We start from the raw sequence: 25,877 nt of genomic DNA, 5'->3' as shown, positions 1-25,877 counted from the left end.
TGCTGCATTGCGAGAGCCAGAAGAAGGCAGGGATCATCATGGTCGCGAAAATCACGGTCACGGAAGGCGAGTTCACCGGCTGGCGGACCTATGACCTGCACGGCACCTTCGACCAGGTGGTGGGCCCGTTCTACTTCAAGCCGGACGCCGACGGGCGCATGCGCTGCGCCTTCAGGGCCGAGCAGAAGCATATGAACGCGGGCGACCGGATGCACGGCGGCTGCCTGATGACCTTCGCCGACATCTCGCTGTTTCAGACAGCCTATCAGGAGATGGAGGGGGCCTCGGGCGTGACCGTGTCGCTGGACTCGACCTTCATCGACGGCGCCTATGTGGGCGAACTGGTCGAGGCGACGGGCGAGGTGGTGCGCGCGGGCAAGAGCCTGATCTTCGTGCGCGGTCAGATCTGCGTCGGCGAGCGCATCCTGATGACCTTCTCGGGCGTGATCCGAAAATTCACGCCGCGCGGCTGAGCGCCGGGCCGTCGTCGATGATGCCCTGAAGGATGACGGCCATGCGGTCCTCCATCCGTTTGCATTCCTCGCCGTTCAGACCGAAGCCGGCGGTGATTTCGCGGCTGACGGCCATGCCCATGATGGTGGCCGCGGCCAGCCGAGCCCGGACCGGGGCGTCCTCGCCGCCGACCCATTCGGTGAACGGGTCGAAGAAGCGCTCGCTGCCGGTGCGCTGAACCAGTTCCATGGCCTTGGTCGAGCCGACCGAGCGCAGCATGATCAGCAGCCCCTTGAGCTTGCCCTCTTTCTTGGGCTCGAAGATCACCGCATGGGCGACGCGGCGGCCGAACTCGGAGCGCTCGCCGTCCATCAGCTCGCTGCCGTTCGAACAGCTGTCGAGAACAGAGGTGAAGAGGTCTTCCTTGGAGCCGAAATAGCGGGAGACCAGCGCGGCGTCGACGCCGACGTCGCCGGCGATGTCACGCATGCCGACGTCGTCATAGCTTTCGCGCGAAAACCGTTCCTGCGCGGCGGACAAAATAGCAGCGCGAGTCGCCTCGGCATTTCTTGGCCGTGGCGCGACATGACAAAACAATGGGTTAGGTCTCCGGAATAGCCCCAGCGGGAATATGGCTTTGTCATCACCCGTTGACAAGTCGGGGTCGCATCACCATTAAGTCACCGGGCGTTGACTAGCGGCTTCCTCCCCGAATGCCATGGTCGACAGAGACAGGGATTTGCTCCCATTCGGAGACTAGCATTCATGCGCACGGTGAAGATCGTGACCGCGTCGGCCCTCATGGCCGTCGCGCTCTATGGCTGTTCCCAGCCGAGCGAAGCCCAGGCGCCCCCGGCGCCCGCAGTGACCGTGGCGACGCCGCTGGTCCGGGCCGTTCAGGACTGGGATGAGTTCACGGGCCGCTTCGAGGCGACCCAATCCGTCGAGGTGCGTGCGCGCGTCGGCGGCTATATCCAGGGCGTTCACTTCCGCGACGGCGACTATGTCAGCCGCGGCCAGCTGCTGTTCACCCTCGACCCGCGTCCGGCGCAGGCCGCGCTGGCTTCGGCCCGCGCCCAGCTGGCGCAGGCGCAGGCCCAGGTGAACCTGGCCCGCACCGAACTGACCCGTTCGGAAACCCTGCTGGCGTCGCAAGCCGTCTCGCAGGCCGAGGTCGACACCCGCCGCGGCGCCCTGCAAACGGCGGAAGCGGCCATCGCCGCCGCCAACGCCGCGGTCCGCGCCCGTCAGCTGGACCTGGAATTCACCCGCGTCACCGCGCCGATCTCGGGCCGCGTGTCCGATCGCCGCGTCGATCCGGGCAATCTGGTCGCCGGCGGCTCGTCGCAGGCCGACGTCCTGACCACCGTGGTCTCCAGCGCCCCGATCCACTTCGTCTTCGACGGCTCCGAAGCCGTGCTGCTGAAGTATCAGCGCCAGGCCCGCAACGGCGCCGCCCCGATCCAGGTGCGTCTGCAGGACGAGAGCAGCTACGATCGCAGCGGCACGCTCGACTTCACCGACAACGCGGTCGACACGGCTTCGGGCGTCATCCGCTTGCGCGCCCTGATCCCGAACGCCGACGGCTTCCTGAAGCCCGGCATGTTCGGTCAGGCCCGTCTGGCCGGCGCCGGCACCTATCAGGCCATGCTGGTGCCCGACGCCGCCGTCGCCACCGACCAGGCCCGCCGCATCGTCTACGTCGTCGCCGCCGACGGCTCGGTCGCGCCCAAGCCGGTGCAGCTGGGACCGCTGGTCGACGGCCTGCGCGTGATCCGCTCGGGTCTGCAGCCGACGGACCGCGTCATCATCAACGGCGTCCAGCGCATCCAGGCGCCCGGCATGAAGGTGCAGGCCAGCAACGGCCGTATCACGCCCGTGGTCCAGCAGGCGCAGGTCCCGGTGACCCAGGCCGCTCCGGCGTCCACGGCCACCTTCGCCGCCAGCGTCTCGGGCGATTGATCCGACAATGAACATCTCACGCTTCTTTATCGACAGGCCGATTTTCGCGGCCGTGATCGCGGTGTTCATCACCCTGATCGGCGTCTTCGCCTATCCGCTGCTGCCGCTATCGCAGTATCCGGAGATCGCGCCGCCGACGATCACCATCAACGCCTCCTATCCCGGCGCCTCGGCCGAAACCCTGGCCGAGACCGTCGCCGCGCCCATCGAGCAAGAGGTCAACGGCGTCGAGGGCATGCTGTATCTGTCCTCCTCGTCCACCTCGGACGGGGTGGCCTCGATCACCGTGACCTTCCAGCCGGGCACCGACCTGGACGCCGCACAGGTGCTGGTCCAGAACCGGGTGGCCCTGGCCGAGCCCCGCCTGCCTGAACAGGTCCGCCAGACCGGCGTGGTCGTGAACAAGCAGGAAAGCGGCTTCCTGATGATCCTGGGGCTGACGTCCCCGGACAAGTCGCTGGATAACGACTACGTCGGCAACTACGCCAACTCGACGCTGCGGGACCGCCTGCTGCGCCTTGAAGGCGTGGGCACGGTCCAGATCTTCGGCGGCGGCAACTATTCGATGCGGGTCTGGATCGATCCGTCCAAGGCCGCAGAACGCGGCCTGACCGGTCCGGACATCATCGCCGCCCTGCGCGCCCAGAACGTGCAAGCCGCGGCCGGCGCCATCGGCCAACCGCCCTTCCCCACCAACGCCGCCGCCTTCCAGTTGCCGGTGCAGGTGCAGGGCCGTCTCAGCGATCCTGATCAGTTCTCCAACATCGTCATCAAGACGGACGCTCAAGGCCGCGTGACCCGCGTCCGCGACGTCGCTCGTGTCGAGCTGGGCGCCCAGGACTACGGCATCCGCGGCTTCTTCGACGGCGAGCGCGGCGTCGGTATCGCCATCGTTCAGCAGCCGGGCGCGAACGCGCTGGGCACCGCCGAGCGCGTGATGGCCGAAATGGAGGCCGTGAAGGCCGAACTGCCGCGAGGCATGGACCTGTCCGTCGCCTACAACCCGACGGAGTTCGTCGCGGCCTCGGTCGAGTCCGTGCAGCACACCCTGTTCGAAGCCGTGATCCTGGTCGTGCTGGTGGTCATCGTCTTCCTGCAGACCTGGCGGGCGGCGATCATCCCGATCGTGGCCATCCCGGTGGCGCTGGTGGCGACCTTCGCCGTCCAGCTGATGCTGGGCTACTCGATCAACTCGCTGAGCCTGTTCGCCCTCGTCCTCGCGGTCGGCATCGTCGTCGATGACGCCATCGTCGTGGTCGAGAACGTGGAACGCTACATCCGCGAGGGACTGACGCCCAAGGAAGCCGCCTACCGCTCCATGCAGGAGGTTTCCGGCGCGCTGATCTCGATCGGCCTGGTGCTGGTCTCGGTGTTCGTGCCGACCATGTTCGTGCCCGGCATCCCGGGCATCTTCTACCGCGAGTTCGCCATCGTCATCACCACGGCCTCGGTCGTGTCGCTGCTGGTGTCGTTGACGCTGTCGCCGGCCATGGCCGCGCTGCTGCTGAAGCCGCACAAGGAGCATGACACGCATCGCAAGCCGGGCGTGTGGGGCACGGTCACCTATTACGGCGGCTATGCCGGACGGAAGTTCAACGAGGGCTTCGACTGGCTGTCGGACAAGTACGGTCGCCTGACCGCCCGCCTGGTGCGGACCGTCGGCATCGTGCTGATCGTCTATGTCGCCCTGCTGGGCCTGACCGGCTGGCGCCTGATGGACACCCCGTCAGGCTTCATCCCGGAACAGGACCAGGGCTTCCTGATCGGCGTCATCCAGCTGCCTCCGGGCGCCTCGCTGGAACGCACCGAAGCGGTGATGCGCCGGGCCTCGGACACGATCAAGAAGACCGAGGGCGTGGAAGGCCTTGTCGCCTTCGCCGGCCTGGACGGCTCCAGCTTCTCGTTCGGCTCCAACTCGGCGACGATCTTCGTCCGTCTGGACGCCTTCGACGAGCGCAAGTCGGCCGAGCAAAGCGCGGCGGCCCTGGCCGGCGCCATCACCGGCGCCACCATGGGCATCGAGGACGCCAACATCTTCGTCATCGCCCCGCCCGCGGTTCAGGGTCTGGGCAACGGCAACGGCTTCCAGATGATGGTGCAGGACCGTTCCGGCGCGGGCTACCGCCCGCTGGAAGGCGCGACCTTCGCCATGATGGGCGCCGCCGCCCAGGCGCCGGACCAGGTGCAGCAGGTCTTCTCGACCTACAACACCGGTTCGCCGCGCATCGCCGCCGACGTCGATCGCGACAAGGCGCTGATGATGGGGGTGCAGCCGTCGGACGTGTTCAACACGCTGGGCGTCTATCTCGGCTCGTCCTACGTCAACGACTTCAACTATCTGGGCCGCACCTTCCGGGTGACGGCGCAGGCGGAGCCGACGTCGCGTGACGATATCGCCGACATCGCCAACCTGAAGACGCGTTCGGCCACCGGCGCCATGGTGCCGATCGGTTCGGTCGCCAACCTGCGTGAGGACTCCGGTCCGTCGCGGATCGTGCGCTACAACCTGTTCCCGGCTTCCGAGCTTCAGGGGCAGGCGGCGGCGGGCGTCTCGTCCGGCCAGGCGATCGCGAGCATGGAGCAGCTGGCCGAGGCCACCCTGCCGCCGGGCTTCTCGTACGAATGGACCGGTCTGGCGCTGCAGGAGAAGCAGTCGGCGGGCGGTGCGACCGTGGTGTTCATCATGGCCGTGATCTTCGTCTTCCTGGTGCTGGCCGCTCAGTATGAGGCCTTCACGCTTCCCATGGCGGTCGTGCTCATCGTTCCGATGTGCATCCTGGCGGCCATGATCGGGATCAACATCCGAGGCCTGGACAACAACATCCTGGTCCAGATCGGGTTGGTGGTGCTGATCGCGCTCGCGGCCAAGAACGCCATCCTGATCGTGGAGTTCGCCAAACAGGCCGAGGACGAGGGACTGAACCGCTGGGACGCCGCTGTCCGGGCCGCTCAGACCCGTCTGCGTCCGATCCTGATGACCTCGTTCGCCTTCATCTTCGGCGTCGTGCCGCTGATGCTGGCGACCGGCGCCGGCGCCGAAATGCGCCAATCGCTGGGCACCGCGGTCTTCTCCGGCATGCTGGGCGTGACCTTCTTCGGCCTGATCTTCACGCCCGTCTTCTACGTCGTGATGCGGTGGGTGGCCTCCAAGCTGCCCGGCGCGCCGCAGAAGGAGCGCGAGATCCCCACCACCGGCGGCCTGCCGCCGCATGAAGCCGACGCCGCCACGGCGCGCTCGGGAGACGTCTGATGACCCTGCAACCCTCTCTCCGGATCCTGACCGCAACCGCCGGAGCCAGTCTTCTGCTGGCCTCGTGCGCGGTCGGGCCGAAGGCGCCTGACGCTACCCTTCCCCCCTCAGCGTCGGGCGCCTTCATCGGGGCCGCCTCACCGGCGGTCTCGGCCAATACCGCGGCCCGCGACGACTGGTGGCGGCTGTACAACGACCCGGTCCTGGACGGCCTGGTCGGCGAGGCCCTGGCCAACAACAACGAGCTGGAGGCCGCGGCCGCCAACCTGCGTCGCGTCCGCGCGGCGCTGGGCGAGGCTCGGGTGGGCCGGTTCCCGTCGACGACGACCTCGGCCGGCGTGACCACCGGCCGGCCCTCGGCCGCCACCGTGCCCGGCCTGCCCGCCGGGACCGAGGCGCCCGAGTCCGACACCTACAGCGCCGGGCTGGACGTCTCCTATGAGGTCGACCTGTTCGGCCGCGTGGAGTCGACCGTCCGCGCCGCCCGCGCCGACGCCTCCGCCGCCGAGGCCGCACTGAACGTGGTGCGCGTCACGGTCGCGGCCGAAACGGCCCGGGCCTATGCCGACGCCTGTTCGGGCAACGCCCAGATCGCGGTGGCCGAACGGACCATCACGCTGCAGATCGACACCGTCGGCCTGACCCAGCGTCTGCTGGACGCCGGTTCGGGCAACGGTCTGGACGTGGCGCGCGCCCGTTCGGCGCTGGAGTCGACCCGTTCGACCCTGCCGCCCCTGCGGGCCCAGCGCGACGGCGCCCTGTTCCGTCTGGCCACCCTGACCGGGCGCACCCCGGCGGAGACCAGCCAGGCGGCCCGGGCGTGCGCGGCGCCGCCGCAACTGGCCCAGCCGATCCCGGTCGGCGACGGCGCGGCCCTGCTGGCGCGGCGTCCCGACGTCCGCCAGGCGGAACGCAACCTGGCCGCCGCGGCGGCGCGGGTGAACGTGGCCACCGCCGACCTGTATCCGCGCATCACCCTGGGCGGTTCGGCCGGAGCGACGGCGCTGGACGCCAGCGGCCTGGGCGACAACGAGAACTTCCGCTTCTCGGTGGGTCCGCTGATCAGCTGGTCGTTCCCGAACGTGTTCGCCGCCCGCGCGCGGATCGAACAGGCGGGCGCGAGCTCGGACCAGGCGCTGGCGACCTTCGACCAGACGGTGCTCGTCGCGCTGCAGGAAACCGAAACGGCCCTGGCCAACTACGCCAATGAGCTGGACCGCCGGTCGGCCCTGCAGTCGGCGCGGGACCAGGCCGCCAACGCCGCCCGCCTGTCGCGCCTGCGCTTCGACGCCGGCGCCGACAGCTTCCTGACGGTGCTGGACTCCGAACGGACCCTGGCCGCCGCCGACGCCCAGCTGGCGTCGTCGAGCGCGCTGGTCACCACCTACCAGATCGCCCTGTTCAAGGCGCTGGCGGGCGGCTGGACCAACGAGGGCTGAAGCCTTCGAACCAGAGCTGGAATGACGAAGGGGAGGCTGGAAACAGCCTCCCCTTTTTCATTGGGCCGCGCCGGGCGGCCCGGCCCTACTGGCGCACCTGCACCGTCCAGCTTTCGTCCGGATGGAACACGACGCTGATATCGGTGTGCCCGCCGGTGAAATCGCAGAGGGCCGCCTGGGCGGCCGAGGGGCCGAACGCGATCACAGCGCCCCGCCCCTGCCCGCCCACTCCGATGTAGAATTTGTCGGAGGGCCTGCAATCCACATTGTAGTTGGGCATGGCCTCAATGAAGCTGGACAGCACGAGCTCGCCGTTCACCTCCGCGGCCGCCCCGAGATTGACGCGGGTCGTGGGCTGATAGGCCGGGGTCGTGATCCGGAAGGCGCCCGGCTGGACGCCGTGACCGGAGATGGGCCGTGACAAGCCCAGCGGGTCGATGGAGGCGGTCACCCAGTCATTCCCCGGCGACAGGTCGATCAGCCGGGAGGCCGAGCTGTACCCCGAGGCCTGCCCGATGCGCGGACTGTCGAAGGCGCTCTGGACACAGGCGTAGGGCTGACGGTTGACCTGGAAGGTTAGGATCGCTCCGGAGGCGTCATAGCTATGCAGGCTGCGAGAGCCCAGGCTGTTGCTGAAGACCTGGGGGCCGCCGGTGAATTCCGCAGGCTGCTGAAAGAGAAAGAAATCCCGAGGGCTAAACGCCCCGTTGGTGATGTTGATCGTCAAGAGGCTCGTCATCGCGTCCGATCCCATGCTGTGTTTCCCGTGAGCAGATTGGCGGCAATCGGTTGAACCGCACAACCATAATCGACCAAGAGTTGCGCTGACTTCTCCGTGCGAGCTTGAGCGTCGCCTTACCGGACTGGACGCCGACGCGGTCGCTCGATGAGTCCCGGCTTCCTGCCGAGGGCAGCAGCGACTAGCGTCCCGGAGATGGCGGACGGACAGCTCTATTTCGGATGGCGAACCGCCTTGCTCGGCGTCGCGATCCTGCAGTGCCTCCTGCTCGCCGGCGCACTGGCGCGGGAGCCCGGCAACCGGGCGGCCAACCGCGCCCTGGCCGCCGCCCTGATCGTGATCGCGGGCCTTCTGATCCCTTATGCGATCGGGTTCGCCGGCCTCTATGACCGGTTTCGCTGGCTGACGTTCGCGCCCTTCGCCCTCCCGCTGGCGCTCGGCCCCCTGCTGTACGGATACGCCCACGCGCTGGCGGACGGCGCCGCTCCACGCGGGATGCGCCTGCATCTCGCCCCGGCCGCCGCCCAGCTGGCCTATTTCACCCTCTGCTTCCTGCTGCCCGAGGCGGCCAAATGGGATTGGTACACGGGCGGTCATCGCGACTGGATCACGCCCGCTCTCGACGTGCTGGGGCTTGCCAGCCTGGCGGCCTATACCGTCGCGATCGGGAGCGTGCTGAAACGGCAGCGCAGGCGGTTGGCCGATCAGCGCAGCGATGATGACCGGTTCTCCGCGACCTGGCTGGGCCAGGTCCGGATCGTGATCCTGGCCGGCCTCGCCGTGGAGGTCGGCTTCTGGCTGTGGTCGGCCGTTACGGGCGGCATAGACTTCTTCCAGGAGACCGGGATGTATCTCGCCCTGGCCGTCGTCGGCGTCTATCTGGGCGTGGGCGGCTGGCGGCGGGCCGCGCTTCCCGTGCCCCTGGCCAAGCCCTCAGACCTGGCCGACGCCGAACCGGAGCCCTCGCGGACGCAGGATTGGCCGGGCGTCGCCGCGGACATCGCGGATCGCACGCGTCAGGCGGGATGGTGGCGCGAGCCCGACCTGACGCTGGCGCGTCTCGCCCGCCTGCTGGGCACCAACAGCGGGCGCCTGTCCCGGGCGATCAATCTCGGCTTGGGGATGAACTTTTCCAGCTTCGTGAACGGACTGCGCGCCGAGGCCGTGGCCCAGGCCATCGAGGCGGGTTGCGCTGACGACCTTCTGGGGCTGGCCCTCGACATGGGTTTCGCCTCCAAGGCCAGCTTCAATCGCGCCTTCCGCGCCCGGTTCGGCCTGTCGCCCTCACAGTTCCGGCGACAGGTCTCAGATCCTGCTTTTTCGTCTCCGGATACGAAAATGAGGCGAGCCGCGACCTGACACGGCGCAACCCTTTGGTCCCGTTCACGAGGATCGCCCGATGTCGTCCATCAACCGCCGTCACCTGTTTCAGCTTTCGGGCGGACTGGCCCTCGCCGCCGCCTCGCCCAGCTGGGCGGAGACGGCGACCGATGACTGGGGCGGCGACGTCGCGATCCTGCGCCAGGCCTGGGAAGCGCTGCATCCGGGCGTCTATCGATACAGCACGCCGCAGGAGATCACGGCGCGGCTGGACGGCCTGGCGCGCCTCTGGTCCGCCCCCGGTTCCTTCCGCGACCGGTTCCTCGCCCTGACGCACGTGACGGCCTCGCTCAGGTGCGGCCACACCTATCCCAGCCCCTACAACAGCAGCGCCGCCACCGTGGCGCGGATGTATCCGGACCGGTCCCTGGTCCCGTTCCTGTTCCGCTGGATCGACGGCCGCATGGTGGTGACCCGCGACGACAGCGGCGCGAGCCTGTTCCCGCCGGGCAGCGTGATCTCGGCGATCGACGGCGTCCCGACCGAGGCCCTGCTGGCGCGGCTGATCCCGCTGGCCAGGGCGGATGGAAGCAATCGCGGCAAGCGCGTCAGCCTGATGGAGGCGCGGGGCGACGACCGCTACGAGACGATCGACATCCACCTGCCGCTGGTGCTCCCGCTCAAGGATGCCGCCGCCTTCACCCTGGCCGACGGACGGATCGTCCAGGCGGGCCTGCTGACCCTGGCCGACCGCAGGGCCGGGCTGCCGGCGTCGGTCGATCCGGCCGGGGACGCCAACCCCTGGAAGCTGGAGAAACGCGCTGACGGCGTCCAGCGGCTGACCATGCCGAGCTGGGGGCTGTACGATTCCGACTTCGATTGGAGGGCCTGGCTCGGCCAGGTCATGGACGACCTGACCGCCGACGGCGCGCGGGGCCTGATCGTGGACCTGCGTGGCAACGAGGGCGGCCTGGACTGCGGCAATGTGATCCTCAGCCGCCTTACAGACCGCGACCTGCGACTGTCGCGCGACCAGCGCTGGACCCGCTATCGGAGGGCGCCGGACGCCCTGCACCCCTACCTCGACACCTGGGACCGAAGCTTCCTGGACTGGGGCGACGCCGCCGTGGTTTCCGACGAACGCCCCGGCTTCTACCGGCTGACCCGCTCCGGCGACAGCGCCGAGGCCAACCTGATACGGCCCACCGGGCGACGGTTCGAAGCTCCGGTGGCGGTGCTCTGCGACGCTTCCAACAGCTCAGCGACCTTCGGCTTCGCCCAGACCGTGAAGGACAATGGCCTGGCCACGCTGATCGGCCAGACGACCGGAGGCAACCGGCGCGGCATCAACGGTGGCGCCTTCTTCTTCCTCAAGCTCCCGGCCTCCGGACTGGAAGTCGACCTGCCCCTGATCGCCAGCTTTCCCTCGACGCCCCAGCCGGACGCCGCCATCGAACCGGACCTTCCCGTGCCGACGACGGCGGATGACATCGCCGCCGGCCGGGATCCGCAGATGGTCGCCGCGATCGCGCATATCGGTCGAAGCTGACGCCTGCGGCGCGCGGGGCTCAGGCCCGCTTCGCCTTCGCCGCCGACGCCTCTTCCCTCGGCAGGACGTGGCGGAAGTGAGTGACCGCGACCGGCCAGGTTTCCAGCAGGCGACGCGCCAGCGGGGAGCCGGTCTCGACGGCGTGACGGGTGACGAGCTCGTGCAGCCGTTGGCCCGCCTCACCCATGACCACGCCGGTGACGACCGAGACGGCGCTTAGGCGCTGGTGGGCCGTGCCTTCGGGGTCGTGGATGAAGGCCTCGCCGCCGCTCATGCCGGCGCCGAAATTCCAGCCGGTAGAGCCCAGCACGACGACCGCGCCGCCGGTCATGTATTCGCAGCCGTGGGCGCCGACGCCCTCGACCACCGCCGTGGCGCCCGAGTTGCGGACCGCGAACCGCTCGCCCGCGGCGCCCGCCGCGAACAGCTTGCCGCTGGTCGCGCCGTACAGGCAGGTGTTGCCGATGACCGCCGCGCCCGCCGCCCATGACGGCGGGCGGACGATGATCTCGGCGCCCGACAGACCCTTGCCGACATAGTCGTTGGCCTCGCCGTCCAGGATGATGCGCAGCCCCTTCATCCCCCAGGCCGCCAGCGACTGCCCGGCCGCGCCGCGCAGGTTCAGGGTCAGGTGGCCGTCGGGCAGGTCGGAGCCGTATTTGCGCACGATGTGGGACGAGATGCGCGTGCCGATGGTGCGCTGGGTGTTGGCCACCGAATAGGTCAGCTGCATCTTCTCGCGCCGCGCCAGGAAGGGCTCGGCGTCCAGCACGATGCGGGCGTCCAGCGCGTCGGGCACCGGGTTGCGCGGGGCGTCGGCGGGCATGCGCTGGTCGCCCTCGCCCACCCGGACCAGCAGGGGGTTGAGGTCCAGGTCGTCCAGCTGGGCCCCGCCGCGCGACACCTGGCGGAGCAGGTCGGTGCGGCCCACCGCCTCGTCCAGCGAGCGCAGACCCAACGAGGCCAGGATCTCGCGCGTCTCCTCGGCGATGAAGCTGAACAGGTTGACCACCTTGTCCGCCGTGCCGGTGAACATGGCGCGCAGCCGCTCGTCCTGGACGCAGACGCCGACCGGGCAGGTGTTGGAATGGCACTGGCGCACCATCAGGCAGCCGACCGCGATCAGCGACGCCGTGCCGATGCCGAACTCCTCGGCGCCCAGCATGGCGGCGACGACGACGTCGCGGCCGGTCTTGATGCCGCCGTCCGTGCGCAGGCGGACGTGGCCGCGCAGGCCGTTCAGGCTGAGCACTTGGTGCGCCTCCGACAGACCCAGCTCCCAGGGCATGCCCGCGTGCTTGATCGAGCCCATGGCCGAGGCGCCGGTGCCGCCGTTGTGGCCGGCGACCAGGATGATGTCGGCCTTGGCCTTGGCGACGCCGGCGGCGACCGCGCCGATGCCGGACGAGGCCACCAGCTTGACCGTCACCCGCGCGACCGGATTGATCTGCTTCAGGTCGTAGATGAGCTGGGCCAGGTCCTCGATCGAATAGATGTCGTGGTGCGGCGGCGGTGAGATCAGACCCACGCCCGGCGTCGAGTGGCGCATGCGGGCGATGAATTCGGTGACCTTGAAGCCGGGCAGCTGGCCGCCCTCCCCGGGCTTGGCGCCCTGGGCCACCTTGATCTCGATCTCGCGGCACTGGTTCAGATATTCGGCGGTGACGCCGAAGCGGCCCGAGGCGATCTGCTTGACCGCCGAGTTCGGATTGTCGCCGTTCGGACGCGGGCGGTAGCGCTCCGGATCCTCGCCGCCCTCGCCCGAGACCGAGCGGGCGCCGATGCGGTTCATGGCGATGTTCAGCGTCTCGTGCGCCTCGGGCGACAGGGCGCCCAGGGACATGCCGGGGGTGACGAAGCGCTTGCGGATCTCATTGACGCTCTCGACCTCCTCGACCGGGATCGGCAGGGCTTCGCGGAAGTCCAGCAGGTCGCGCAGGGCCGTGGCGGGCAGCTCGCGCGCCCGGCGGCTGTAGGCCTTGAACCGCTTGTAGTCGCCGCGCGTGGTGGCGTCCTGCAGGCGGTGGATCATCTCCGCGTCCCAGGCGTGGGTCTCCTCCCCCGCGCGGATGCGGTGCGCGCCGCCGATGCGCAGGCGCGCCCGGTCGGCGGAGAAGCCGCGCGAGGCCTTGGCCACCGACGACTGCTCGATGCCCGCCAGGCCGACGCCCGAGATGCGCGAGGTCATGCCGGGGAAGAACTCGGCCACCAGGGCGCGCGACAGGCCCAGGGCCTCGAACTCGCAGGCGCCGCGATAGGCTGAGATGACCGAGATGCCCTTCTTGGCCAGGATCTTCATCAGGCCCGCCTCGACGGCGACCTTGTGGTTCAGGCAGGCGTCGCGCAGCGTCAGGCCGGGATAGCGTCCGCCCTCCAGCCGCTCCAGGAAGGTCTCCTGCGCCAGCCAGGCGTTGACGGCCGTGGCGCCGCAGCCGACCAGCACGGCGAAGGCGTGGGCGTCGATGGCCTCGGCCGAGCGGACGACCAGCGAACAGAAGGTGCGCTGGCCCTCGTCGACCAGGCGCCCGTGCACCGCCGCCGTGGCCAGGATCATCGGGATCAGGGGCCGGTCCTCGCCCGCCCGCTCGTCGGTCAGGACGATCAGGCCCGCGCCGCCCCGGGCCGCCGCCACCGCCTCGTCACGGATACGGTCCAGCGCGCCCTGCAACGCCAGGCCCGCGCGGTCGTCTTCTGGCGGCGCCGCGAAGGTGCAGTCGATCACCGTGGTCGCGCCGGCGCCGACGACGTCGAGCATCCGCTCGTACATGCCGTTGGTCAGGACCGGGCTGTCCAGCACGAAGACCTTCGTCTGGGTCTCGTCCTGGGCCAGGATGTTGCCCAGGTTCTTGAACCGGGTCCGCAGGCTCATCGCCCCCGCCTCGCGCAAGGAGTCGATCGGCGGATTGGTGACCTGGGCGAAGGCCTGGCGGAAGTAGTGGGCGAAGGGCCGCGACTGTTCCGACAGCACCGCCGGCGGGGCGTCGTCGCCCATGGAGCCGACCGCCTCCTTGCCCTCGCCCGCCATGGGGTCGAGCAGGGATTCGATGTCTTCCTGGGTCCAGCCGACGGCCGCCTGGAAGCGGGTCAGGGCCTCGCCCGACAGCTTGCGCGGCTCGGGGCCAGGGCCGACCTCGGGCTCCAGCTCGACCATGTTAGCCAGCCATTCGCGATAGGGATGCTGGGCCGCCAGACGGTCGATGGTCTGGGTCTCGTCGTAGAGTTCGCCAGCCTCCAGATCGACGGCGATCATACGGCCGCCGCCGATGTGCAGGCGGCGCGCGATCCGCTCGTCCGGCACGCCGGTCATGCCCGCCTCGGAGCCGCAGATCAGCAGGCCATCGACGGTCTCGGCGACGCGCAGGGGACGCAGGCCGTTGCGGTCCTTGCCCGCCACGACCCAGCGGCCGTCGGTGGCGCAGATCGCCGCCGGGCCATCCCACGGCTCCATGACGGAGTTGCAGTAGGCGTAGAGGGCGCGGTGGTCGTCGGAGATGACGCCCTCGATCGGCGCCTCGGGGATCAGCAGGGCCTTGACCATGGGCGCGGGGCGGCCGGCGCGGACCAGAACCTCGAAGACGTTGTCCAGCGCGGCGGAGTCCGAACCGCCTGCCTGGATCACCGGCTTGACCGTCGCGTCGTCGGCCCCGAAGGCCTCGGCGGTCATGCGGATCTCGTGGCTGCGCATCCAGTTGGCGTTGCCGCGCAGGGTGTTGATCTCGCCGTTGTGAGCCAGCATCCGGAACGGCTGGGCCAGCCGCCATTCGGGGAAGGTGTTGGTCGAATAGCGCTGGTGGAACAGGGCGACATTGGCCTCGACCCGGGGGTCGGTCAGATCCGGGTAGAAGTCTCCCAGCGCCTCGGCCAGCATCATGCCCTTGTAGATCACCGACCGCGCCGACAGGGAGCAGACGTAGAAATGCTGCAGCCCCGCCGCCGTGGCGCGCGCTTCGATGCGGCGGCGCAGCAGGTAGAGGGCGCGCTCCAGATCCTCGCCCTCCAGCCCGTCGGGGGCGCTGAGCATGATCTGCTCGATCTCGGGCCGGGTGGCGGCGGCGCGCTGGCCCAGCACCTCGGCGCGGTGCGGCACCTGACGCCAGCCGTACAGCCAGAAGCCGGCGGCCATGACCTCGCGCTCGACGATGGTGCGGGCCTGCTCCTGGGCGCCCAGGTCGACGCGGGGCAGGAAGACCATGCCGACGGCGATGGGGCCGGGACGCGGCTCATGCCCGGCGTCGCGCACCTGGGCCTCGAAGAAGGCGCGCGGCAAGCCGATCAGGATGCCCGCGCCGTCGCCGGACTTGCCGTCAGCGTCTACGGCACCTCGGTGCCAGATGGCCGACAGGGCCTTCAGCGCCAGATCGACGACCTCGCGGCGCGGCTTGCCGTCAATGGCGGCGACCAGGCCGACGCCGCAGGCGTCGCGCTCTGAGGCGGGATCATAGGCGTGGGCGTCGACGAGCTTTTGCCGGTCGGCTTCGTATTGAACGGGATCAAAGGTCACGCGGCAGCCCTCCGGCGCGAGGACAACCAGGTATCGATTTCGGCGGCCGCGTCCTGACCGTCGCGGACGGCCCAGACGACCAGCGAGGCGCCGCGCACGATGTCGCCGGCGGCGAAGACACCCTCCAGCGTCGTCGCCTTGGTGTGGCCCGCCGTGCGGATGGTGCGCCAGTCAGTCAGGGCCAGGTCGGGCTCCTGGAACAGGGTCGGCATGTCCTCCGGCTCGAAGCCGAGCGCCTCGATGACCAGGTCGGCGGGCAGGTCGAACTCTCCGCCCGGGACCGGCTCGACCGACCAGCGGCCGTCCGCCGACTGGGCCGCCAGCGCCATGCGCTGGGCGCGCACGCCGGTGACGCCCGAGGCGCCGCCCAGCACGGCGCGGGGCGCGGCCAGCCATTCGAAGACCACGCCCTCCTCCTCGGCGTTCTGGGTCTCGCGCGCGCTGCCCGGCATATTCTCGCGGTCGCGGCGATACAGGCAGGTGACCGAGGTCGCGCCCTGACGGATCGCCGTGCGGACGCAGTCCATGGCGGTGTCGCCGCCGCCGATGACGACCACCTTCTTGCCCGCCGCGTTCAACGGGCCGTCGTCATAGGCCGGGACCGCATCGCCGAAGCCTTTGCGGTTCGAGGCGATCAGATAATCCAGCGCCGCCACGACCCCGTCCGAGCCGCAGCCCGGCGCGGTCAGTCGACGCGCCTGGTAAACCCCGGTCGCCACCAGCACCGCGTCGTGGGCGGCCCGCACCTCGGCGAAAGGCAGATCACCCCCGACGTCAGCACCCAGCCGGAACGCGACCCCGCCGTCGATCAGGCGATCAATGCGACGCCCGACGACGTGCTTCTCCAGCTTGAAGCCGGGGATGCCGTAGGTCAGCAGGCCGCCCGCGCGGTCGTGCCGGTCATAGACGGTGACCGCATAGCCCGCGCTGCGCAGGCGATCCGCCGCCGCCATGCCTGCAGGGCCCGCGCCGACGATGCCGACGGACTGGCCCTTCTCGGCGCGCGGGCGGATCGGATCGACCCAGCCGTTCTCGAACGCCATGTCGCCCAGCCAGCGCTCGACCGAACCGATGGTGACCGTCTCCCATCCCGACTGTTCCAGCGTGCAGGAGCCCTCGCACAGCCGGTCCTGCGGACAGATGCGGCCACAGATCTCGGGCAGGGTCGAGGTGGCTTCCGACAGGCGCCAGGCCTCCTCGGCGCGCCCTTCGGCGGCCAGCCTCAGCCAGTCGGGAATGTTGTTCTGCAGCGGACAGCCGGTCTGGCAGAAGGGCACGCCGCACTGGGCGCAGCGGCCGGACTGACCCTTGCCGGCCTCGGGGGCGAAATTGGCGTAGATTTCGGCGTGATCCTGCACGCGCTCAGCGGCCGGCGTCTTGGCCGGACCGGTCCTGGGGACGACAACGAAAGTCTGGTTCACGGACGCCAAGGCAAGCCCTCTTCGCAACTGCACAAGTTGTAGGGTCTTTGGAGAGGGCGCGCAATTTCCATCCGAATTGTGCGCGAAACGGTAAGCTTCAGGAAAAGGCAAACCGGCAAGGCCTGCCAAGAAGGCAAGACCTTGCCGGTCGCGGCCAGACGGAAGGGACGTCCGGTGTTCTAGAAGAGGAACTTCAGCGTCGCGACCGCCCGATCATCCGCCAGCGGGGTATCGACGTCGGCGCCGTGGTAGCGGGCGTCGACGATGATGTTGTCGGTGATGGCGTAGGCCACCCCCGCGTTCCAGGTCGTGTAGTCGTCGCTGACGTCCAGCGCCTGGTAGCCGACGGCGCCATTGACGGTCCATTTGGGCGCCGGAGTGAAGCTGGCGTTGGCTTCGACATAGGTGGCTTCCTCGTCCACGCCGAAGAAGTCGGGGGAGAAGTAGACCGCGGCGCCCAGGGTCACCGGGCCGACGGCCCGCGAGGCGGCGGCCTTGACCTCCAGATAGTCATAGGAGTTATCGCGGCCCGCGCCGACGTACAGATAGCCGATCAGCCCGACGTCGATGGCGAACCCGGCCGCCTCGGTGCGATAGCCGCCGTAGACGTCGACCTCGGCGTCGGTGTTGTCGCCGAAATCGATGTTGGAGGCCCAGGCCCCGGCGTAGAAGCCGGAGGCGAAGGTCACGTCGACGCCGCCCTGGAGGGCCGGATTCTCGTCGGACTGACTGAAGCCGCGGAAGACATAGTCGGAGGTCACCGCCACGTTCCAGGCCACGTCGGGCGTCTGGGCCTGGGCGGCGCCGGCGGTGGCGAACAGGGCGGCCGCGACGGCCGCGCTAGCGAAGGCGAGTTTCATAGTCGTATCCCCAATGTTCTCGATGTCGGCACGCGGACGCTTACTGACGGACCGGCGCGGGGAGAGAGCCCGCGCCGGGCCACACGGGATCAGACGGACTCCAGCGCCTCGCCATGGAGGTGGGTGTCCAGCCCTTCTTCTTCGCCCGCCGGGCTGACGCGCAGGCCGGTGGTGAACTTGCAGATGATCAGGACGACCAGGGTGCCCACCGCGCTGTAGGCGATGGTCCAGCCCAGGCCGATCAGCTGGGTCATGACGTTGGCCCCGTCCGACAGGCTGTTGATCGCGGTGGAGGCGAACACGCCGGTCAGCAGGGCCCCCGCCAGACCGCCCGCGCCGTGGATGCCGAAGGCGTCCAGCGAGTCGTCGTAGCGGAGCAGCTTCTTGATCCAGACCGAGGAGGCGTAGCAGACCGGACCGGCGATCAGGCCGATCAGGACCGCGCCCTTGGGATCCACGAAGCCGGCGGCCGGAGTGATGGCGACCAGGCCGGCGACGATGCCGGACAGCACGCCGATCAGCGACGCCTTCTTCTTCTCGATGACCTCGACGATCTTCCAGGTGATGGAGGCGGCCGCGGCGGCCAGGATGGTGTTGATCAGGGCCACGCCCGCCAGGGCATTGGCGCCGCCCGCCGAGCCGGCGTTGAAGCCGATCCAGCCGACCAGCAGCAGGGAGGCGCCGATCATGGTCAGCACCGGATTGTGCGCCACGATCGGCTCCTTGCCGTAGCCCTTGCGGGCGCCGAGGAAGAGGGCGCAGACCAGACCGGCGACGCCGGAGTTGACGTGCACCACCGCGCCGCCGGCGAAGTCCAGCACCCCGGCCGAGCCGAGGAAGCCGCCGCCCCAGACCCAGTGGGCGATGGGCGCATAGACCAGCAGCGACCACAGGGCGGTGAACAGCAGCAGCCCCGTGTACTTCAGCCGCTCGGCGAAGGCGCCGGTGACCAGGGCCGGGGTGATGATGGCGAAGGTCATCTGGAAGGAAATGAAGACGAACTCGGGAATGCCCGGCAGCAGGCTGTGCGCCGTCTCCATGCCCACGCCGTTCAGGAAGATGGACTGGAAGCCGCCGATGAACTGGTTGACGGTGTCGGCCGGATAGCCGCCGAAGTCGCCCGCCTTGCCGAAGGCGATGGAGTAGCCGGCGATGAACCACACCAGGGTCGCCACGGCGAAGACGCCGACCGACTGGGTGATGGTCGCGATCACGTTTTTGCGGCGCACCATGCCGCCGTAGAAGAGCGCCAGACCCGGCAGGGTCATGAGCAGGACGAGGGCCGTCGAAGTGGCCAGCCAGGCCGTGCCGGCGCCGTCCAGTTCCAGTGGAACCTGGTGTCCCAGAAGCGCGGGCGCCGCCTGGGCCCCCGTCGCGATCACCGTGGTCAAGAGGCCGAGCCCGAGAGCCAGGCCGTTGCGAAGTCGAGTCATCTCAATCCCCCAAAAGGACGCCGTTACGCATTTGCGAACTGTTTACCGCACTTGCGAGATGCGCAAGTGGGCGGAGGAAGATTCAAGGAAATTTGTTGCGTCTGTAGCGCACCTGAATCCGACTTTGGCATTCTTGATGCTTCATTATTGGAATAATGAGATGAAACTACTCACTCTAAGGCCACGCTTGGCAATTCGCAGTCGCAGCAATTTTGGGGGATTGACGACGGCGGCCGCGTTCGTCACCGTAAGGACACTCATCAAGACCGGCTGAGGGATAGGCCCTTTGACGCCGGGGCAACCTACCCAGGATCCACCCGATCCTTGGAAAGGTGCCAACTCCTGCGAGGCCTCTTCGGAAGCCGCGAGAGATGAGTGAAGCGACAGGACCCTTGCGGGTCCGACGGACTTCACGGGTCTTTCGTCACAGGTGTTGGTCTGCCCCATCGGTTTCGCTGAGCGGAACCGGAGCGGACTGTGGCGTCCACCGAATGGATCATCGACGAGGCTCCCGGCCGTGACGTGACGGCCGTGATTCCGGCCGACTTCCGGCTGGCCTCGGGCGAGCGTCTGGCGGCGGACACCCTGACCGGACGCCTGCATGGCCCCACCGAGGGCCCGCTGGTCGTCGTCGCCGGCGGCATCTCCAGCGGCCGCTTCGCCGCCAACTGGTGGTCGTGGGCCGTGCGTCACGGCGGTCCGATCGACCTGGACCGCGCCCGCGTGCTGGCCTTCGACCTGCTGCCCGGCAAGGCCGATCCGGGCGTCACCATCACCACCGCCGATCAGGCCCGCCTGCTGGTCCTGCTGCTGGACGCGCTGGACGAGCCGCGCATCGACGCCTTCGTCGGCGCCTCCTACGGCGGCTGCATCGGACTGGCTTTCGCGGCGGACTTCCCCGAGCGGATCGGCGAACTGGTGGTCATCTCCGCCGCCCACCGCGCCCATCCCGCCGCCACCGCCTGGCGCGGGGTGCAGCGCCGCCTGCTGGCCTTCGCCCGCGACTGCGGCCGCGAGGCGGAAGGCATTTCGCTGGCCCGCGAGCTGGCCATGACCACCTACCGCACCGCCGACGAGTTCGACTGGCGCTTCGCCGGAACCGCCCCGGCGCAGGCCGGCGACCCCTATCCCGTCTGCGACTATCTGATCGCCCGCGGCGCCGACTACGCCGAGGCCACCAGCGCCGACCGCTGGATCACGCTGTCGGACTCGCTGGACCGCCACGCGGTCGCCCCCGAGTCGGTGACCTGCCCCCTGACCCTGCTCGGCTTCACCAGCGACCGCCTGGTGCCGATCGAGGACCTGCGCGACCTGGCCGGCCGCGCCCCCGCCCTGCGCCGCTTCGGCGAGGCCAGCTCCATCTTCGGCCACGACGCCTTCCTGAAGGAGCGCGAGCTGGTCGGCCGCACGCTCCACGACGCCCTCTCTCCCCTTTACGCCCGCCAGCCTGACGAGATCGCCGCATGACCTGTTCCAGCGAAGCCCACCCCTGTACGACCGCCGCCCGGCACGGCGTGAACAACGATCCGGCGCACGGGGCGGTGATGCCGCCGTTGTACCTGTCCTCGAACTACAGCTTCGACGGGCTCGATGGGAAACGGAAGTACGACTACACGCGCTCGGGCAATCCGACCCGCGACGTGCTGGGCGAGACCCTCGCCAAACTCGAAGGCGGCGTCGGCGCGGTGGTGACCGCGACGGGCATGGCCGCGGTCGATCTGGCCCTGTTCTCGCTGGAGCCCGGCGACCTGCTGCTGGCCCCGCACGACCTTTACGGCGGCACCCACCGCCTGCTGTGCGCCCGCGCCCGCCGCAACCATTTCGACGTCCAGTTCGTCGACCAGAACGACCGCGAGGCGCTGGACGCCGCCTTCGCCCTGAACCCCAAGCTGATCCTGATCGAGACGCCGTCGAACCCGCTGATGCGCGTTGTCGACGTGGCCGACATCTGCGCTCGCGCCCACGCCGTCGGCTGCAAGGCGGCGGTAGACAACACCTTCCTGTCGCCGGCGCTGCAGAACCCGATCGCCCTGGGCGCCGACCTGGTGATCCACTCGACCACCAAATACATCAACGGCCATTCCGACGTGGTCGGCGGCTGCGTGGTGGCCAAGGACCAGGCCGATCTCGAACAGCTGACCTGGTGGGCCAACTGCCTGGGCGTCACCGGCTCGCCCTTCGACGCCTATCTGACCCTGCGCGGCGTGCGCACCCTGTTCGCCCGGGTCGAGCGCCAGCAGGCCACGGCGGGCCGCGTCGCTGAATGGCTGGAGGTCCATCCGGCGGTGAAGACCGTCAACTATCCGGGCCTGAAGAGCCACCCGGGCCACGAGATCGCCTCGCGCCAGCAGAAGGGCTTCGGCGCCATGCTGAGCTTCGAACTGGCCGACCTGGACGCGGTGCGGACCTTCGTCGACCAGCTTGAGGTCTTCACCCTGGCGGAGTCGCTGGGCGGGGTCGAAAGCCTGATCGCCCATCCGACCCTGATGACCCATGCGGCCATGACGCCGGAGGCGCGCCTGACGGCGGGCATCACCGACGGCCTGCTGCGCCTGTCGATCGGGCTGGAGCATCCGGAAGACCTGCTGGCCGACCTGTCGATCGCGCTGGACGCCGTCCTCGCCGCTTCCGCCCTGGAAGCCGAGGCCGCCTGATGACCGCCGCCTCCCTGCCGCTTCCCCGTCCCGTCGCCGGGGCGGACGCCGTCCCGCACGGCGTCGAGGAACCCGTCGCCCTGCTCCAGCTCGACGTCGCCGACGCGGCCGAGGCCGCCAGCGCGGTCTATCGCGAAGTGCGACGCGGACGCCGGGTCGTGGCCGTCGCCTCGGGCGCCGCGGACGCCGCCGCCCGCCTGGCCGCGGCGCTCGACGCCATCGGCGTCACCTCGGTCCACCCCGGTCCGGGCGAGGCCTTGCTGAACGCCCCCGTCTCCATCGTCGCCGGACCGGAAACGGCGACCATCCATGCTCGGCCGAAGCCCGAACGCCCGCTGCGCGTGGCGCTGGCCGGCTGCGGCGTGGTCGGCGGCGGCGTGCTGGCGCGGCTGCTCACCGACGACCGCTTCACCGTGGTCGGGGTGTTGGTGCGCGATCCGAAGAAGCCGCGCGATCCCGCCGCCCCGGAAGGCCTGCTGCTGTCCGATCCCGCCGCCCTGCTGGCGCGCGAGCCGGATGTGCTGGTCGAGGCCATCTCGGACGCGTCCACCGGCCTGGCCCTGATCCGCGCCGCCCTGTCGCGCGGCGTCGACGTGGTCAGCGCCAACAAGCAGGCGGTGGGCGGCGATCTGCCCGCCCTGACCGCCCTGGCCGAGGCCCATGACGCCCGGCTGCTCTATTCCGCCAGCGTCGGCGGCGGCTCGCCCCTGATCGAGACCGTGCGCCGGGCCCGCGCCCATGCGCCGGTGGTCCGGATCGAGGCGGTGTTGAACGGCACCTGCAACTTCATCCTGAACCGGCTGGCCGATGGCATCGCCTTCGACGACGCCCTGACCGGCGCGCGCGAAGCGGGCTTCGCGGAAGAGGATCCGACCGCCGACCTGAGCGGTCTGGACGCCGCCGCCAAGCTGGCCATCCTGGCGCATGAGGCGCTGGACGGCGGACTGACGCCGGAGCGGATCGCGCGCGAGACCCTGGCCGCGGATGCGGTCCTGCCGCCGGGCCGGGTGCGCCAGCTGGCGCGGCTGGACGTGCGCAACGACCGCGCCGACGTGGCCTTCGCCGCCGCCGACGGCGATCCCCTGTTCGCCGACCTGCCCGATGAGTGGAACGCCCTGCGCGTCACGACCGACGACGGCCGGGTCTTCACCGCCCGCGGCCGCGGCGCGGGCCGCATCCCCACGACCGAAAGCGTCTGGGCCGACCTGACCGATCTGGTCGCCGGATAAAAAAGCGCCGCCGACCCGGGTGGGTCGGCGGCGTAGAGTACGCTTCGGTTCAGGAGTGATCAGAAGCGATAGCGGGCGCCGACATAAACTTGCCGGCCGGTGTGGTGGTAAACGGATGTGCTCTGGCGATCCGCGCCGTCGCCGACGTACTGCTGGTTCTCCTCGTCCGTCAGGTTGAGGGCCTCCAGCGTCAGGACCAGCTTGTCGGTCAGATTGTACGAGGCCGAGGCGTCCAGATTGAACGTCTCCATCTTGCCTTCGACATTGTTGCCGTTCCGGCCCGGCACGTTCTGGATGTAGCTGTCGCGGAAGGCGCCCGAGACCCGCGCCGAGAACGTGTCGTCCTCATAGTACAGGGTCGCGTTCCACGATTCCGGCGACAGGTTGATCAGGTCGGCCGTCACGAAGGTCGTGCACAGGGCGTTGTTGCAGTAGTCGATTTCGGATTCGACGTGGGTGTAGTTCAGCTGCACGCCGAGGTTTTCCAGCGGACCCGGCAGGAAGGTGAAGGGCTGCTGGTAGCTGATCTCGAAGCCCTTCAGCGGGCCGCCTTCGGTGTTCACCGCGGCGGTCAGCTGGAAGATGGTCGAGGACGAGCAGGTGCCCGTGCAGAAGCCCGGCGCGAAGGCCGACGGGTTCAGCGCGGTCAGGTCCGAATAGGCCAGGTCCTGACGCACGATCTGGATGTAGGTGTCGATGTCCTTGTAGAAGTAGGCGAAGGACAGCAGGCTTTCGCGGGCGAAATACCACTCGACGCTGAAGTCGTAGGTGTTGGCCTGGAACGGCTCCAGCTTCACATTGCCGATCGAGGCCGTGTAGTTCGGTCCGGTGGCGGCCAGCGAGGTGGTCGGCACCAGGTAGTTGGTCCCGGCCAGGGTGTTGCCGATCTGCGGACGGGCCATGACCGTGGCCGCGCCGAAACGGACGATCAGGTCGTCGATCGGCTCATAGCTGATGTTCAGCGACGGCAGGGTGTTGTCGTACTGGTTCTCGCCGGTGACGAGGGTCCCGCCGCCGGTCGAGCTGTAGCCCGAGGCGTTGAGCGTGGTGCTGACCTGACGCACGCCGACGTTGCCGCGGAACGGACGGCCGAACAGATCGGTGTCCCAGTCGGCCTGCAGATAGACGGCAAGATCGTCTTCGGTGATCGACCGGTTGCCGCCGCGCGCATTGCCGTTGGTGATGCTGGTGAGGCGGAAGTCGCCTCCCGGCAGGCCCGTGTCGCAGTTGCAGTAGATGTTGAACAGGCTGGCCAGGGCGCCGAGGTTGGGGCGGACCCAGCTGCTGGCCGTGCCGCCGGGGATCAGGTTGGCGCCGAAGCCGGTCAGCACATCGGTGATGCCGGCCATCGTCGTGCCGGCCGGAAGCGCCGGAACCACGGTCTCGTCCGCGCGGCGGAACTCGTAGGAGTCCGAGGTGTAGCTCTTCCAGTTGATGCCCGCCTTGAACGTCAACCAGTCGCTGGCGTCATAGGCGAAGTCGGCCTGGGCGGACTCGAACAGGGTGTCGACGCCGTTCGGACGGATGCGGATTTCCGAGCGCGGCACCACGGCGGTCGACGGGCGCCATTCCCAGTTGGCCGGGTTGGCGACATCGAAGCCGTAGCTGATGACCGGGGCGTTCGCATTGCCGCGGAAATCCCACGAGTAGTTCTGGATATTGTTCCGGTCGAGAGTGACCGTGGTCTGGATCGGGTTCTCGAAATTCGACTCCGCGCGGCCGTAGTAGAACCGGCCGTGCAGGCGGTCGGTGAAGTCATGCTCCGCCGTCAGGCTGATCTGCAGATAGTCGGTCGAGAGTTCGTCGTAGCGGCTCTCGGACCGGACATCGACGTTGTTGAACACGCCGTAGACCAGCATGTTGTTCTCGACGGCGGCGTTCTGGACCGTCACCTGGGGCTGACCGCCGGCCGCGGCGTTGCGGCTGAAGGACAGGGCCTCGAGGAAGTCCTCCTGACGGGTCGCGTCCAGCGAGGAGTACAGCACGTCGAGCGAGAACACCGTGGTCTCCGCCGGGCGCCATTGCAGGGCGCCGGTGACGCCGAGGCGTTCCTGGCTGTGGGTCAGGCGGCCGTAGCGCGGCAGGCGCGGGATGAAGACGGTGCTCTGGTTGGCCAGGGCGAAGGCCGCGGCGTTCGATCCGGCGGAGGCGAAGCCCCCCGAGCTGTTGGTGCCGACGGCCGGCGCCCAGCGCACCGAGCTGAAGCCCTCTTCGAGCAGGTCGCGTTCGCTGTAGGCGACCGAGATCAGGGCGCCGAACTCGTCATTGGCGCCGAACCGGTCGCTCAGCAGCAGGGCGACGCGCGGATTGTACTGCTCCGACAGGTCGTTGTAGCCGACCTGGGCCGACATGGCGGCGGTGAAGCCGTCGTAGTCGAACGGGCGCGTGGCCTGCAGATCGACGGTGGCGCCCAGCGAGCCCTCCTCCGTCTCAGCCGCCGCGGTTTTGCGCACGGTGATGGAGTTGAAGAGCTCCGAGGCGAAGACGTTGAAGTCGAAGCCGCGGCCCCGGTTGGCGCCGCCCGAGGAGTCGGTGCCGCCGGCGGTGGCCTGGGCCTCCATGCCGTTGATGCGGGTGCGGGTGAAGTCGGCGCCCAGGCCGCGGACGGTGATCGAACGGCCTTCGCCGGCGTCACGGTCGATGGCGACGCCCGGGACCCGCTGGATCGACTCGGCCAGGTTCAGGTCGGGGAAGTCGGCGATGTCCTCGGCCATGATCACGTCGACCATGCTGGTCTCGCGACGTTTGGCGTCGAGGGCGGCGTTCAGGCTGGCGCGATACCCCGTGACGACGACTTCATCGATCTCGACGGCCTCGTCCTGCGGCGCGGGTTGCGGCGCGGTCTGCGCGGCGGCGGCGCCGACCCCCAACGACAGGGCGACGGCCAGACCGGACGCTCCGACGAATAGGCGACGACGAAGGGCACGGGTCATCCCCGGCTGGATAGCTTGCAACATATGCCTCCTCCCAATGGGCATACAGGACGCCGGAGTGACCCCGGTCTATCTGTTTTTTGCGGTCCGACATCGTTGGCCGTCCCGTTTGACACCGGTGTCATATCTGTGCG

16 protein-coding genes and 1 riboswitch are annotated in these 25,877 nt (G+C 69.3%); of the genes, 9 read left to right on the top strand and 7 right to left on the bottom strand.

Annotated elements, in window-relative coordinates:
* Nucleotides 1-38: 38 nt before the first annotated feature.
* On the top strand, nt 39-473 hold the full coding sequence (locus tag AC1RRF_RS00290; RefSeq protein WP_291832232.1) for a PaaI family thioesterase: 435 nt from the start codon (nt 39-41) through the stop codon (nt 471-473).
* Here AC1RRF_RS00290 and AC1RRF_RS00285 read toward each other — a convergent pair.
* Complete coding sequence (locus AC1RRF_RS00285; RefSeq protein ID WP_492831709.1) at nt 457-993, bottom strand: TetR/AcrR family transcriptional regulator; 537 nt, start codon at nt 991-993, stop codon at nt 457-459. The genes AC1RRF_RS00290 and AC1RRF_RS00285 overlap by 17 nt on opposite strands.
* A 225-nt stretch (nt 994-1,218) precedes the next feature.
* Between AC1RRF_RS00285 and AC1RRF_RS00280 the strand changes: the two genes are divergently transcribed.
* Genes AC1RRF_RS00280 through AC1RRF_RS00270 form a run of 3 tightly spaced genes read left to right on the top strand, consistent with a single transcriptional unit; the run spans nt 1,219 to nt 7,104 of the window.
* A complete protein-coding gene (locus AC1RRF_RS00280) occupies nt 1,219-2,415 on the top strand; it encodes an efflux RND transporter periplasmic adaptor subunit (RefSeq protein ID WP_492831706.1) in 1,197 nt (398 codons plus the stop codon).
* 7 nt (nt 2,416-2,422) lie between these two features.
* Entirely contained in the window at nt 2,423-5,665 is a 3,243-nt protein-coding gene (locus tag AC1RRF_RS00275) for an efflux RND transporter permease subunit (RefSeq protein ID WP_492831704.1), read from the top strand.
* Nucleotides 5,665-7,104, top strand: a complete 1,440-nt coding sequence (locus AC1RRF_RS00270; RefSeq protein ID WP_492831702.1) for an efflux transporter outer membrane subunit — start codon at nt 5,665-5,667, stop codon at nt 7,102-7,104. The genes AC1RRF_RS00275 and AC1RRF_RS00270 overlap by 1 nt, the downstream gene beginning before the upstream one ends.
* Nucleotides 7,105-7,189: 85 nt before the next feature.
* On the opposite strand, the gene AC1RRF_RS00265 is transcribed toward AC1RRF_RS00270, so the two are convergent.
* Nucleotides 7,190-7,843, bottom strand: a complete 654-nt coding sequence (locus AC1RRF_RS00265; protein ID WP_492831700.1) for a hypothetical protein — start codon at nt 7,841-7,843, stop codon at nt 7,190-7,192.
* A 195-nt stretch (nt 7,844-8,038) separates the two neighbouring features.
* On the opposite strand from AC1RRF_RS00265, the gene AC1RRF_RS00260 reads away from it, so the two are divergent.
* Complete coding sequence (locus AC1RRF_RS00260; RefSeq protein WP_492831698.1) at nt 8,039-9,202, top strand: helix-turn-helix domain-containing protein; 1,164 nt, start codon at nt 8,039-8,041, stop codon at nt 9,200-9,202.
* Nucleotides 9,203-9,242: 40 nt separating this feature from the next.
* Complete coding sequence (locus AC1RRF_RS00255; RefSeq protein WP_492831696.1) at nt 9,243-10,712, top strand: S41 family peptidase; 1,470 nt, start codon at nt 9,243-9,245, stop codon at nt 10,710-10,712.
* A 19-nt stretch (nt 10,713-10,731) separates the two neighbouring features.
* On the opposite strand, the gene gltB is transcribed toward AC1RRF_RS00255, so the two are convergent.
* The 4 genes from gltB to AC1RRF_RS00235 form a co-directional block, all read right to left on the bottom strand.
* On the bottom strand, nt 10,732-15,213 hold the full coding sequence (gene gltB / locus AC1RRF_RS00250; RefSeq protein ID WP_492831694.1) for a glutamate synthase large subunit: 4,482 nt from the start codon (nt 15,211-15,213) through the stop codon (nt 10,732-10,734).
* Entirely contained in the window at nt 15,210-16,643 is a 1,434-nt protein-coding gene (locus AC1RRF_RS00245) for an NAD(P)-dependent oxidoreductase (RefSeq protein WP_492831692.1), read from the bottom strand. Before AC1RRF_RS00245 ends, gltB begins: the two co-directional genes overlap by 4 nt.
* Nucleotides 16,644-16,813: 170 nt before the next feature.
* Nucleotides 16,814-17,494 carry a TorF family putative porin gene (locus tag AC1RRF_RS00240; RefSeq protein WP_492831690.1) on the bottom strand — a complete coding sequence of 227 codons (681 nt, stop codon included), beginning with the start codon at nt 17,492-17,494 and terminating at the stop codon, nt 16,814-16,816.
* 89 nt (nt 17,495-17,583) lie between these two features.
* Nucleotides 17,584-18,927 (bottom strand): ammonium transporter, encoded by a 1,344-nt coding sequence (locus AC1RRF_RS00235; RefSeq protein ID WP_492831689.1) that lies wholly within the window; start codon nt 18,925-18,927, stop codon nt 17,584-17,586.
* Nucleotides 18,928-19,181: 254 nt separating this feature from the next.
* Nucleotides 19,182-19,305, top strand: a riboswitch (SAM riboswitch).
* Between the two features lie 99 nt (nt 19,306-19,404).
* Here AC1RRF_RS00235 and metX point away from each other — a divergent pair.
* From metX to AC1RRF_RS00220, 3 genes are read left to right on the top strand one after another with little or no spacing between them, the layout of a single operon-like run.
* Entirely contained in the window at nt 19,405-20,394 is a 990-nt protein-coding gene (gene metX / locus AC1RRF_RS00230) for a homoserine O-succinyltransferase MetX (protein ID WP_492831687.1), read from the top strand.
* Nucleotides 20,391-21,581, top strand: a complete 1,191-nt coding sequence (metB, locus tag AC1RRF_RS00225; protein WP_492831685.1) for a cystathionine gamma-synthase — start codon at nt 20,391-20,393, stop codon at nt 21,579-21,581. Before metX ends, metB begins: the two co-directional genes overlap by 4 nt.
* The gene (locus AC1RRF_RS00220) at nt 21,581-22,810 is read left to right on the top strand and encodes a homoserine dehydrogenase (RefSeq protein ID WP_492831683.1); all 1,230 of its coding nucleotides are present in this window, start codon (nt 21,581-21,583) and stop codon (nt 22,808-22,810) included. The genes metB and AC1RRF_RS00220 overlap by 1 nt, the downstream gene beginning before the upstream one ends.
* 59 nt (nt 22,811-22,869) lie before the next feature.
* Here AC1RRF_RS00220 and AC1RRF_RS00215 read toward each other — a convergent pair whose 3' ends face one another.
* Nucleotides 22,870-25,743 (bottom strand): TonB-dependent receptor, encoded by a 2,874-nt coding sequence (locus tag AC1RRF_RS00215; RefSeq protein WP_492831681.1) that lies wholly within the window; start codon nt 25,741-25,743, stop codon nt 22,870-22,872.
* Between the last annotated feature and the right edge of the window lie 134 nt (nt 25,744-25,877).

Source organism: Brevundimonas sp. GW821-FHT12C05 (genome assembly GCF_058807475.1).
This window is presented reverse-complemented; position numbering and strand designations above follow the sequence as displayed.

Bases quoted from the DNA above. Each gene is read 5' to 3' on its own strand.
- AC1RRF_RS00215 (WP_492831681.1), bottom strand. From the start codon at position 25,743: ATGACCCGTGCCCTTCGTCGTCGCCTATTCGTCGGAGCGTCCGGTCTG.
- AC1RRF_RS00265 (WP_492831700.1), bottom strand. From the start codon at position 7,843: ATGACGAGCCTCTTGACGATCAACATCACCAACGGGGCGTTTAGCCCT.
- AC1RRF_RS00270 (WP_492831702.1), top strand. From the start codon at position 5,665: ATGACCCTGCAACCCTCTCTCCGGATCCTGACCGCAACCGCCGGAGCC.
- AC1RRF_RS00220 (WP_492831683.1), top strand. From the start codon at position 21,581: ATGACCGCCGCCTCCCTGCCGCTTCCCCGTCCCGTCGCCGGGGCGGAC.
- AC1RRF_RS00260 (WP_492831698.1), top strand. From the start codon at position 8,039: ATGGCGGACGGACAGCTCTATTTCGGATGGCGAACCGCCTTGCTCGGC.
- AC1RRF_RS00255 (WP_492831696.1), top strand. From the start codon at position 9,243: ATGTCGTCCATCAACCGCCGTCACCTGTTTCAGCTTTCGGGCGGACTG.
- AC1RRF_RS00235 (WP_492831689.1), bottom strand. From the start codon at position 18,927: ATGACTCGACTTCGCAACGGCCTGGCTCTCGGGCTCGGCCTCTTGACC.
- AC1RRF_RS00240 (WP_492831690.1), bottom strand. From the start codon at position 17,494: ATGAAACTCGCCTTCGCTAGCGCGGCCGTCGCGGCCGCCCTGTTCGCC.
- AC1RRF_RS00290 (WP_291832232.1), top strand. From the start codon at position 39: ATGGTCGCGAAAATCACGGTCACGGAAGGCGAGTTCACCGGCTGGCGG.
- AC1RRF_RS00275 (WP_492831704.1), top strand. From the start codon at position 2,423: ATGAACATCTCACGCTTCTTTATCGACAGGCCGATTTTCGCGGCCGTG.
- metB (WP_492831685.1), top strand. From the start codon at position 20,391: ATGACCTGTTCCAGCGAAGCCCACCCCTGTACGACCGCCGCCCGGCAC.
- AC1RRF_RS00280 (WP_492831706.1), top strand. From the start codon at position 1,219: ATGCGCACGGTGAAGATCGTGACCGCGTCGGCCCTCATGGCCGTCGCG.